Raw genomic sequence first — 12,332 nt, 5'->3', positions numbered from 1 at the left:
TGCTTATTCCGATTAAACCAATGATTGTTCCTTTAAATAACGCCATACTCAATCAAGATAGGCTTTAGGCCGTCTGAAATAATAAAACGCCGCATATACAATGCGGCGTTTCTGATTTCAAACTTTCTGACGGCTAAACTTATTGGTTCAATTCTTTAGCCAAATATAACCAAGTTTCAATCACGGTATCGGGATTCAAGGATACGGTTTCAATACCCTCTTCTACCAACCATTTAGCGAAGTCCGGATGATCTGACGGACCTTGTCCGCAAATACCAACGTATTTATTGTGTTTACGACATGCAGAAATCGCCAGGTGCAACATTACTTTAACAGCAGGATTGCGTTCGTCGAAAGTACCGGCAATCGGGCCGCCACTATCACGGTCGACACCCAAGGTTAATTGGGTCATATCGTTCGAACCGATAGAGAAGCCATCGAAGTATTGCAAGAATTGTTCAGCCAACAAAGCATTGCTTGGCAATTCGCACATCATAATCAAACGCAAGCCGTTTTTACCGCGTTCCAAACCATTTTCTTTCAATGCCTTAATTACAGCCTCAGCCTCAGAAAGCGTACGGACAAACGGAATCATGATTTCCACATTGGTCAAGCCCATTTCATCACGAACGCGTTTCAAAGCCTGACATTCCAGTGCGAAGCAGTCTTTAAAGTCTTCAGAAACATAACGTGCAGCGCCACGGAAACCTAACATCGGGTTTTCTTCATGCGGTTCGTATACATTACCGCCGAGCAAGTTGGCATATTCGTTAGATTTGAAGTCGGACATACGCACAATCACTTTGCGCGGATAAACCGATGCGGCCAGCGTTGCCACGCCTTCGGCAATTTTATCAACGTAGAATGAAACCGGTGAAGCATAACCGGCGATACGCTCGGAAATTTCCGCTTTCAAATCAGAATCTAATTGGTCGAATTCAAGTAAGGCTTTCGGGTGGATACCGATTTGACGGTTAATAATGAATTCCATACGAGCCAAACCAATACCTTCGTTCGGCAAGCTTGAGAAACTAAATGCCAACTCCGGGTTACCCACGTTCATCATGATTTTAACCGGTGATTTAGGCATATTATCCAAAGCCACATCGGTTACTTCCACATCCAACAAGCCTTCATAAATCAAGCCGGTATCACCTTCTGCACAAGATACGGTGACTTCTTGACCTTCTGAAAGTACAGTAGTCGCATCACCACAGCCGACAACAGCCGGAATACCCAATTCACGGGCAATAATCGCAGCATGGCAAGTACGCCCGCCACGGTTGGTCACAATGGCTGCGGCACGTTTCATAACCGGTTCCCAATCCGGGTCGGTCATGTCGGTTACCAATACGTCACCCGCTTGAACAGTGTCCATTTGAGAAGCGTCTGTTACCAAACGCACTTTACCTTGTCCGACTTTTTGGCCGATAGCACGGCCTTCGCACAATACTTTTTTGTCGCCGCGAATACTGTAGCGACGCAGGCTGCGGGTTTTATCTTCTTGAGACTTCACCGTTTCAGGACGGGCTTGAAGGATATAAAGTTTGCCATCCAAACCATCGCGACCCCATTCGATATCCATCGGGCAGCCGTAGTGTTCTTCAATCGTCAGAGCATAACGTGCCAACTCGGTGATTTCTTCATCGGTAATCGAGAATACTTTGCGATCTTCCTCGGGTACATCTACTACTTTGACAGATTTACCGGCCTGTGCCTGATCGGTAAACAACATTTTAATAAGTTTGGAACCCATTGTTTTACGCAAAATAGCGGGTTTACCTGCTTTCAAAGTCGGCTTATGTACATAAAACTCATCAGGGTTCACCGCACCTTGTACTACGGTTTCACCCAAGCCGTAAGAAGCGGTCACGAATACCACATCTTCAAAACCGGATTCGGTATCGATTGAGAACATCACGCCAGACGCGCCGCTATCGGAACGTACCATGCGTTGAACACCGGCAGATAACGCAACGATATCGTGCGCAAAGCCTTTATGCACACGATAAGAAATGGCACGGTCGTTATAAAGAGAAGCAAAAACATGTTTCATTGCTTCTTTTACATTATCCAAACCATTGATATTCAGAAAAGTTTCTTGCTGACCGGCAAAAGACGCATCAGGCAAATCTTCTGCGGTAGCGGATGAACGGACAGCTACGGCAATCTGATCGGTTCCGGCATCGGCAACCATTTTATCCCATGCCGTTTTAATATCTGCATCAAGCTGCTCGGGGAACGGGGTTTCTAAAATCCATTGGCGGATTTCTTTACCAACGCGAGCTAATTCGGTGACATCTTCCACATCTAAAGCAGCCAGTGCTGCGGAAATACGTTCGTTTAAGCCGTTATGCGCCAAAAATGCACGATAAGCTTCAGCAGTTGTTGCAAAACCACCCGGTACTCGTACACCTTTTTCGGTAAGCTGACTAATCATCTCACCCAAAGAAGCATTTTTACCGCCTACGCTGTCAACATCAGTCATGCGTAAGTTTTCAAACCAAATCACATAATTTGCAGCCATGTTCTCAATCCATTAAGCAAGTTAAAAAAAGAAATAAATCTCGGCGGGTATTCTAACCATTCAATTCGGTAGTGTCATGTATTTTTATTGCCTGTAAACGTCTTAAGCCGTCTGAAAATTGCGGCAAAAGCAATATGTAATCTGATGAAATAATATGGCAAGATTTTTTATATTTTTTATTAGCCATTGTTAAATATAGAGTTTGCAATATAATCAAAACTTTTACTCGGCATCCAATAACAACCTATATTAAAATAAAATATCATATTTGCTTTTTAACTTAAAATAATATTGCCTATTTTAAAAATTTGTATTTTATTGTAGCACCGTGTAACAAAGGATATTTTGTGATGAGTCAAGCTTTTTATGCATATCGTTATAGGCTGCATCATAGACCAAAGATTTTAAAAATGGTTGCAGCCATAACCCGCAAATTTTCAGCACTCATACTAACTATGTAATCATAAGGCTCCCTGCTCCCATAAGTTATCGGTTCTCATCAGATATAAAATAAATTAACGATGGTGACGCTATCACGACACTCTTGTATCATATCGGGATTTTATGATCTGCTTCATTACCCACAACCAACATAACCCAACTAACTAAAAGGAATCACTATGGCACGCCGTTCCGCTTTCTTTATCTCCGACCGCACCGGTATTACTTCCGAGAGCATGGGTGAAGCTTTGCTCGACCAATTCGAAGGGGTTCATTTCAAGCGTGCCACCTATCCCTTTGTCGACACACCTGAAAAAGCCCGTGCCATGGTACAGATTATTAATGCAGCGGCAGCAGACAGCGGGTTACGCCCTTTGGTTTTTACCAGTATTATCAATGATGAAATTCGCGATATTATTAAAAATTGTGAAGGTCTGCATTTGAGCTTTTTTGATGCGTTTTTGAATAAAATCGAACGCGAACTCGGCTTAACGGCACGGCATGCGGTAGGACGCACCCACGGCATCGGCGATACCGAACGCTATGATGCACGAATGGAAGCCGTTAATTTTACGCTCAACCATGATGACGGCATTAGCGGTAAAGACCTTAAAGATGCCGATGTGATTCTAATGGGGGTATCCCGCTCAGGTAAAACGCCAACTTGTCTTTATCTCGCCCTACAATACGGCATCCGCGCAGCAAACTACCCACTAACCCCGGAAGACTTGGAAAGTACGGATTTACCGCGCATGGTCAAACCTTATAAACATAAACTGTTCGGTCTAACCATTATGCCGGAGCGCTTACAAGCCATTCGTCATGAGCGCCGCCCGAATTCAAATTATTCACAACTCGCCACCTGCCGCCGTGAAGTTTCCGATGCACAAACCATGTTCCGTGCACATGGTGTGCCATTTACCAATACCACCGACAAATCCGTGGAAGAGTTGGCAGTCAATATTATGCAGGCATGCCACTTAAAACGGCGTTTCTAATATTCATGCCCACCATAAACATGGCCGTCTGAAACCCATTCATTCGATATTTTTTCAGACGGCATCCTTGACCAAAGGGATAAAATAAGTGTATTTTTGTTAATTCACACCTAAATCTTAAATATTTTTTAACCTTATCAGGAATGTATTCAATGAATATCAAAAAATGGATGTCTACCGCTATTGCCTGCTCGGTATTAGCATTGAGCGCTTGCGGCGGCCAAAGTACAGACAATCAGGAGGCTACTGCCTCTAACGGAACCGCTACGGAAAAAGTTTACCGTGTCGCCACTAATGCCGAATTCGCCCCTTTCGAATCTATGGATGCCGAAAATAAAATTAACGGTTTTGATATTGATTTGTTAAATGCCATGGCTAAAGCCGGCAATTTTAAAGTGGAATACAAACACCAGCCGTGGGACAGTATTTTCCCTGCTCTCACCAACGGCGATGCCGATATCCTGCTTTCTGCGATTACCATTACCGACGAACGTAAACAAACGATGGATTTTACTGATCCGTACTTTGAAATTTCGCAAGTTATCTTGGTACAAAAAGGTAAAAGTATTAAATCGGTGGAAGATCTAAAACAAGCTGAAAAAGTCGGCGTGGTAACCGGACAAACCGGCGACTTTGCCGCTTCTAAAATTTTAGGTAACGATAGCCCTAAAATCGCGCGCTTCAAAAGCCTGCCGCTTGTTATCAAAGAGCTTGAAAACGGCGGTTTAGATGCTGTTGTATCCGATAGTGCTGTTGTTGGAAACTATATTAAAAACAATAGCGATAAAGGCTTTACTATGGTTGCCGTTCCTGATTTCGAAGTGGAGCATTACGGCATGGCAGTCGCTAAAAACAATACCGAACTGCTCAATATGCTGAACGACGCTTTGAAAAAAGTACATGAAAACGGTGAATACGATCAAATTTCCGACCAATATTTTAGTAAATAATCAAATCACCTTTACACGAAAAGCCCGATAAAATATCGGGCTTTTTCTTTGGCTGTTCCACATTATATAAATAAAAAATTATCATATACAAATCAATGCACTGAAACACATCAAATATACATATTTTAAAAAATCCCAAATCAGATCACACATCACACAAATGATATATTGGGTTTATTTAGCATAATTGTGTCGGCCAACCGCCTGTATCGGTATGCACCGCCTATTACACATGATAACATATAGCTTCCGATTTCTTCCAACAGGCCGTCTGAAACGCGGTTTAATTCTTTCAGACGGCCTAAAACGCCAACAGTCAGGATGACACTATGGATGAATTAATTAAAGAAGCTGCTCTTAATTTTCACGAATACCCGACTCCGGGTAAAATTCAAGTTGCTCCCACAAAACCTCTCGCAACACAATACGATTTATCATTGGCCTATTCCCCCGGTGTAGCCGCACCATGTATGGAAATCTACAATGATCCGCTGGCAGCATACAAATATACTGCCCGTGGCAATCTGGTTGCCGTTATTTCCAATGGTACCGCCGTATTAGGTTTAGGCAATATCGGTGCTTTAGCTAGTAAACCCGTTATGGAGGGCAAAGGGGTTCTATTCAAAAAATTTGCCGGTATTGATGTATTCGATATTGAAATCAATGAAACCGATCCGGCCAAACTTGTTGATATTATTGCGTCTCTCGAACCAAGTTTCGGTGGTATCAATCTTGAAGATATCAAAGCACCGGAATGTTTTTATATTGAAAAAAAATTACGCGAACGCTGCAATATCCCTGTTTTCCATGACGACCAACACGGCACAGCCATTATTACTGCCGCCGCCGCTCTAAACGCCTTACGCATTACCGGAAAAAATATTGAAGATGTCACATTAGTATGTTCCGGTGCCGGTGCTGCTGCGATTTCCTGCCTAAACTTACTGGTTGCATTGGGTATGAAACGTGAAAACATTACCGTTTGCGACTCAAAAGGCGTTATCTATACTACAAGGGAAGACCGCGAACGCATGGATGAATCTAAAGTTCATTATGCCATTCAAGATAATGGACAACGCACTCTAGGCGATGCGGTCAAAGGTAAAGATATTTTCTTAGGTTTATCAGGCCCTAATGTTTTGAGCCCTGAAATGCTCAAAACCATGAATGAATCACCTATTGTTTTTGCTTTGGCAAACCCTGCTCCCGAAATCTGGCCGCCTGAAGCCAAAGAAGCCCGTCCTGATGTGATTATCGGCACAGGACGCTCAGATTTCCCAAATCAAATCAATAATGTATTGTGCTTCCCATTCATCTTCCGTGGTGCATTGGACGTTGGTGCGACCACTATCAACGAAGAGATGAAACTGGCTTGTGTGCGTGCGATTGCCGATTTGGCCATGGCTGAATCCAGTGCCGAAGTAGCGGGTGCTTATGAAGATGCAGAACTGATTTTCGGCCCTGAATACCTGATTCCGAAACCATTTGATCCACGCTTAAGCGCCACCATCGCTCCAGCCGTTGCAAAAGCTGCTATGGATTCCGGTGTTGCAACACGCCCGATTACAGACATGGGCGCTTATGTCGAAAAACTGAATGAGTTCGTTTACAAAACCAGCCTGTTTATGCGCCCTGTTTTCAATCAGGCACGCAAACAAATAAAACGTATCGTATTAACCGAAGGTGAAGACGAACGTGTATTACATGCTGCACAACATGTAGCCACTCATAAATTGGCCTTCCCGATTTTAGTCGGCCAACGTAAAGTAATTGAAGAGCGGCTACACGCACAAGGTTTAACCATTCAACAAGGTAAAGACTTTGAGTTAATCGACATCGACAACAATCCGCATTTTGAAGAAAGCTGGAAAGAATATTATCAATTGCGCAAACGTAAAGGTGTAACTGAAGAAATGGCGCGCCGTCGCGTTCGTGCCAACAGCACATTGATTGGTGCATTAATGGTTCGACTCGGCCACGCAGACGGTATGCTTTGCGGAACTATGGGACGGTTCTATGATCACTTTAATATTTTTGAAGAAGTCATTGGTTACAACAACCCCGAAAACCATGCTTTCGCTATGAATGCCTTAATTTCCAATAAAGGTAATTTCTTTATCGCAGATACTTATATCAATGAAGATCCTAACGCCGAGCAACTGGCTAAAGGTACTTTAATGTGCGCCAAAGAGATTAAACGCTTCGGTATCAAACCGAAAGCCGCATTGATATCCAACTCAACCTATGGTTCCCGTGATGACAAAGATGCGTTAAAAATGCAAAAGGCATTGGAACTCATCCGTGAATTGGATCCGACATTAGAAATTGATGGTGAAATGCAAGCTGATGTGGCCATGGATGAAACAATGCGTAAAAGCATTTATCCGGAAACGACGCTTACAGGTTCGGCTAACTTATTGGTAATGCCTAATGTAGAAGCTGCCAATATCAGCTATAACCTATTGCGTGTAAACGCCACTAACGGTATTACTGTCGGCCCTATCCTCATGGGTATGAACAAACCTGTACACATTGTGACGCCGATTTCTACTGTACGCCGTATTGTGAATATGATTGCTTTGGCTGCAGTTGATGCCCAACGCTAATAAACAGCAGCAATAATAAAGCGGATACATCACTTGGTGTATCCGCTTCTTTATATCCACACTTTTAAAATCTTTAATCTACCAAATTAACCGTACCACGCATTAAGCCAATATGGCCTGGAAATGAACAGAAAAATTCATATTTCTCACCATTTGCTAATTTACTGGTATCAACGGTAACAGTTGTTTCTTCACCACCACCAATTAATTCAGTTGCCGCAATAATACGCTCATCTCCCACTTTTAAATAACCATTATCAATTTGTGCGGCAGCACCATCTTTCACAATACCATCAACATCTTCGGTTTTGGCAATTACAAGATTGTGCCCCATTGCGGCCTTGGGTATTTTACCAACATGTTTTAAAGTAATCGTATACTCTTGACATGCTTTACTGATATTGATTTCATCGGTATTAAACCTCATTGCATCATCAGATTCAACAACCATATTACATACAACATCTTGAGCATCCGCAGAAGGTGTCGGCGCAGAAGATACATCATCTGTTTCAACAGCAGCAGATGCTTCAACAGCAGTTTCAGCAGGCTGTTCAGAAGGCGCCGGAGACTCTTGGGAGCATGCAGACAAGCTTAAAACAGCAGCAGAAAGTAAGGCTAAATAAGTTTTCATATATAACTCCTGAATACAGGTTGTTTAAAATTTTTAACCAAATACTTTAGTAATGTAATATTTTAAAGCCACCATACACTATTAGGTATTTTTTAGAACAAAGATTTGTATTATGTCAATCTTGACTATTTTAGATAGCCATGATGTTTTTATCTACTAGTAATTCAGCCAGTAAAATCTATGCTAAGCTAAACATTAACACTATTTATTGTGCATTTTTTTTACACTAACCTTGGTTTTCTTTTTAAAACGGCTTTTTTCTTCTTTTCTTCCTTCCCGCTTTTCAATACGATTGCTCAATGCCACCCGACGCAACGGTTTTTTAGTCGGTTTATCTGTTGATTTCTCATAAGGATTTTCCGAAACATTATATTGAATACGCAAAGGTGTACCTTGAAGATGAAATGCTTTACGGAATGTTTGTGTCAGATATCGGGTATAACTGTCTGAAATTGCACCCAATGAATTACCATGTATCACAATCACCGGCGGATTCATTCCACCCTGATGGGCATAACGCATTTTAGGCCTAACCAATCCGGAGCGCGGTGGTGCCTGACGTTCTATTGCAGACTGTAAAACACGAGTGATTTTAGGCGTAGGCATTTTAATCATAGCTGCATCATAAGCGGCCTGAATACTGTCAAATAGACCGTCAATACCTTTTTCTTTTAACGCAGAAATATAATGGAACTTAGCAAAATCAAGGAAATACAACTTACGGGCAATATCCTGTTTTACTTGCTCACGTCTTTCTTCGCTGATACCGTCCCATTTATTGACAGCAATCACCAAAGCTCGACCGGCTTCAAGCGCAAAACCTGCAATAGTCGCATCTTGATCTGCAATATCTTGTTGTGCATCCAACACCAAAACAGCCACATTAGATGCTTCAACTGCTTGCATGGCTTTAATCACCGAAAACTTTTCTACTGCTTCTTCCACTTTACCGCGACGGCGTACCCCCGCAGTATCAATGATCGTAAACGGCTTGCCATCACGCTCGAAATCAATATGAATACTATCTCGAGTAGTTCCGGCCATATCAAAGGCAATCACACGGTCTTCTCCGAGAATAGCGTTAACCAGAGTGGATTTCCCTACATTCGGCCGCCCGATAACGGAAAAAACCGGATGTTTGGGTTGTTCTTCATCGTCTTCAGCATTGGGAAAATTCTCTAAGACTTCTTCAATAAGATAATATACACCATCGCCATGCGCACCTGAAATCACATGGGGCTCACCCAAAGCCAACTCATAAAATTCTGCTGCCAATACCGCACGATTGCCACCCTCACCTTTATTAACAGCCAAATAAACCGGTCTTGGGCTTTGGCGAAGTCTATCAGCAATAATTTTATCTTGCGGCGTCAAACCGTTACGACCATCCACTAAAAACACAACGGCATCTGCTTCATCAATCGCCTGCAAAGTATGCTTGGCCATCTCATGTAGAATACCGCTGTCGACAACAGGCTCAAAACCACCTGTATCTACAACCAAATAAGGTTTACTGCCGACTTTACCTTGTCCGTAATGGCGATCCCGAGTCAAGCCGGGTAAATCTGCAACCAAAGCATCTTTGGTACGGGTTAATCGGTTAAATAACGTAGACTTACCGACATTAGGACGGCCAACAAGGGCAATGGTGGGTTTCATAATATAACTCTATTCATATAATTACTGCATTGTACGCTTAAAATACAACGGGCTTGCAGAAGATTCTTCCGCAAGCCTGTATTCGATATCATTCAGACGGCCTTATTGCAATTGATCGGCTTTAAATTGTATGTTTTCCCGATTAAAAGCATCATCCGGCATTTGTGCCAAAGCCTGCTCATAAGCTTGCACGGCCTCTTTATTTTTACCTTGTGCAGCATAAACATCACCTTTGGTTTCCAACAATAAAGGTTCGAATGCCTTATCAACTTTGGTTCCTAAAACCGCTAAAGCTTCATCAAATTTATTTTGCTGCAGTTTTACAACGGCCAACCGTTGTACGGCCAAAGCCTGAACCGGTGGGGATTTTTGATTTTTCAATACCCAATTCAGATGGCCTGCCGCTATATCGTATTTACCATTATCAAATTCTTTGGTAGCAGCCATTAACGTGGCCTGAGCTGCAGCAATACTATCGGGATAGTTTTGCTGTAAATTTTGTAAATCGGCATTGATATTGGCATTCTTTGACTGCTGCTCTTTCTCTACCATTTGAATCAATACGCCAGCAGCTTCCTGATTTTGCTTATTCTGTTGCGATTGGTAGAAAACATAACCAAGATAGCCTAATGCCGCCAATAACAATATACCGAACAGCCAACGACCCCATTTATTCCAAAAGTATTTGAAGTTCTCAAGTTCTTCTTGTTCTTCAATATGTGCTGCCATTTAATTATTCTTCCATTGTTCTAAAGTATCACTTAATAAAGCGGCATCAACAGTCACCTGAGCATGCCGCCCCGACATATCTTTTAATGTAACCGTGCCGTCTGAAAGCTCGCTTTGTGCAACAATTAATGCAAAGCGTGCTCCACTAGCATCGGCTTTTTTCATTTGTGTTTTCAAACTTTGATAACCCGAATGTTGCAATACCCGCCATCCATCTGAACGGAGTGCTTGCGCATACTTCATCACTTGCAAAGCCGCGCCCTCTCCCTGATGAACGGCATAAATATCAGGGGCCGTCTGAAAAGCCAATTTACCGTACTCACGCACCAACAACAGCAAGCGCTCTACACCCATGGCAAAACCGATTGATGGTGCAGGTTTTCCACCTAGCTCTTCAATTAGTCCGTCATACCGCCCGCCACCGCAAACCGTTGCTTGTGCGCCGAGTTTATCTGTCGTCCATTCGAATACGGTTTGGTTGTAGTAGTCCAATCCGCGAACCAACCGTGGGTTCTCAATATAATCAATATTCAAGCCATCCAACATGGCTTTGAACTGCTGATAATGTGCGCGGGATGCCTCACCCAAATAATCAGTTAAATGCGGTGCGGCATTACAAATTTCCTGCAAATCCGGGTTTTTACTGTCTAATACACGCAAAGGGTTGGTATGAAGGCGGCGTTTACTGTCTTCATCTAATTTATCCTCATAACGGCTAAGATAAGCCACCAATGCAGCACGGTGTGCAGCACGCTCCTCACGGTTACCTAAGCTGTTGATTTCGAGCGTCAGATAATCACGAATGCCCAATTCTTTCCATAAATCTGCCGACATGGCAATAATTTCCGCATCAATATCCGGCCCTTCAAATCCTAAGGCTTCGATACCGACTTGATGAAATTGGCGATAACGGCCTTTTTGCGGCCGTTCACGGCGGAACATCGGCCCCATATACCATAATTTTTGCGGATTGTTATAAAGCAGATTATGTTCGACCACCGCTCGCAAACAAGATGCAGTTCCTTCAGGGCGCAAACTTAAACTCAACTTATCATTGGAATCGGCAAAGGTATACATTTCTTTGCCGACCACATCGGTTTCTTCACCAATTGAACGCACGAATAATCCGGTTTGCTCGACAATCGGTGTACGAATTTGCTGATAACCGAAGCGACCCGCCCAACGGCTGACCGTATCTTCAAATGCCTGCCAAAAAGACGCTGTTAATTTGAAATCTTTTTGCTCTACCGGCAGCAAATCATTCATGCCTTTAACGGCTTGGATTTTTGTTCCCATATATATTGTTCTTTAATTTTTCAGACGGCCTGTTTATATCATACCGCCATTGATAAACTGTCTTAACATGCTGGTGGTTAATCCGATAAATTGTTTGTATTTATCCGACTGGCTGATACTTTCTTTATCCAAATCAATTGATATCAATACACCGTTTTTATTACCATACAGCATAATATTTTCAACAGCCCAATCATGCTTACGACCCAAATGTCCGACCGGATAAATAAAAGCCTGAATCATTTCACCCGAAGGTAGATTTTGCAAAATCACGCTTTTTTTAACATGTTCCAGTAAATCCGCACTAACAAACTGAAACGGATTGGCCGCAATATCACTCACCCCCAGATAGGTATAAATAAAGACTTTATGTTCCACCTGAATATTATTTATCAGATAAAGACGCAACAATAAATCACGCAAATCAGAAACCATATTCTGCCTTTTCTTTTATCTTTAAAATGTCTTTTCTCAATATATCGGCATTATGCC

At 42.5% G+C, this 12,332-nt stretch carries 9 protein-coding genes; 3 read left to right on the top strand and 6 right to left on the bottom strand.

Translation table 11 applies throughout. From position 1 onward, the window contains the following. Nucleotides 1-139 precede the first annotated feature (139 nt). Entirely contained in the window at nucleotides 140-2,527 is a 2,388-nt protein-coding gene (gene ppsA / locus NXS09_RS04055; protein ID WP_259291264.1) for a phosphoenolpyruvate synthase, read from the bottom strand. Between the two features lie 620 nt (nucleotides 2,528-3,147). On the opposite strand from ppsA, the gene ppsR reads away from it, so the two are divergent. The 3 genes from ppsR to NXS09_RS04040 all read left to right on the top strand — a co-directional run bounded on the left by ppsR (nucleotide 3,148) and on the right by NXS09_RS04040 (nucleotide 7,522). Further along, a complete protein-coding gene (gene ppsR, locus NXS09_RS04050) occupies nucleotides 3,148-3,966 on the top strand; it encodes a posphoenolpyruvate synthetase regulatory kinase/phosphorylase PpsR (protein WP_259291263.1) in 819 nt (272 codons plus the stop codon). Nucleotides 3,967-4,118: 152 nt separating this feature from the next. Beyond that, on the top strand, nucleotides 4,119-4,916 hold the full coding sequence (locus NXS09_RS04045; protein ID WP_259291262.1) for a basic amino acid ABC transporter substrate-binding protein: 798 nt from the start codon (nucleotides 4,119-4,121) through the stop codon (nucleotides 4,914-4,916). Nucleotides 4,917-5,245: 329 nt separating this feature from the next. Next, nucleotides 5,246-7,522: an NADP-dependent malic enzyme gene (locus NXS09_RS04040; RefSeq protein WP_259291261.1), complete on the top strand. Its 2,277-nt coding sequence runs from the start codon at nucleotides 5,246-5,248 to the stop codon at nucleotides 7,520-7,522. Nucleotides 7,523-7,595: 73 nt separating this feature from the next. Here the strand turns inward: NXS09_RS04040 and azu are convergent, their stop codons facing one another. The 5 genes from azu to NXS09_RS04015 form a co-directional block, all read right to left on the bottom strand. Beyond that, the gene (gene azu / locus NXS09_RS04035) at nucleotides 7,596-8,156 is read right to left on the bottom strand and encodes an azurin (RefSeq protein WP_259291260.1); all 561 of its coding nucleotides are present in this window, start codon (nucleotides 8,154-8,156) and stop codon (nucleotides 7,596-7,598) included. A 201-nt stretch (nucleotides 8,157-8,357) separates the two neighbouring features. Next, nucleotides 8,358-9,815 (bottom strand): ribosome biogenesis GTPase Der, encoded by a 1,458-nt coding sequence (gene der / locus NXS09_RS04030; protein ID WP_259291259.1) that lies wholly within the window; start codon nucleotides 9,813-9,815, stop codon nucleotides 8,358-8,360. 102 nt (nucleotides 9,816-9,917) lie between these two features. Next, complete coding sequence (locus tag NXS09_RS04025) at nucleotides 9,918-10,544, bottom strand: YfgM family protein (RefSeq protein ID WP_259291258.1); 627 nt, start codon at nucleotides 10,542-10,544, stop codon at nucleotides 9,918-9,920. Further along, nucleotides 10,545-11,840 (bottom strand): histidine--tRNA ligase, encoded by a 1,296-nt coding sequence (hisS, locus tag NXS09_RS04020; RefSeq protein ID WP_259291257.1) that lies wholly within the window; start codon nucleotides 11,838-11,840, stop codon nucleotides 10,545-10,547. Nucleotides 11,841-11,873: 33 nt separating this feature from the next. Continuing rightward, nucleotides 11,874-12,275 carry a hypothetical protein gene (locus NXS09_RS04015; protein ID WP_259291256.1) on the bottom strand — a complete coding sequence of 134 codons (402 nt, stop codon included), beginning with the start codon at nucleotides 12,273-12,275 and terminating at the stop codon, nucleotides 11,874-11,876. Nucleotides 12,276-12,332: the final 57 nt, after the last annotated feature.

It is taken from the genome of Neisseria montereyensis (assembly GCF_024834045.1).
In the GTDB taxonomy this organism is placed as follows: Bacteria; Pseudomonadota; Gammaproteobacteria; order Burkholderiales; family Neisseriaceae; genus Neisseria; species Neisseria montereyensis.
Note: the sequence above shows the minus strand (reverse complement) of the source record. Positions and strands in the feature narration are given on the sequence as shown.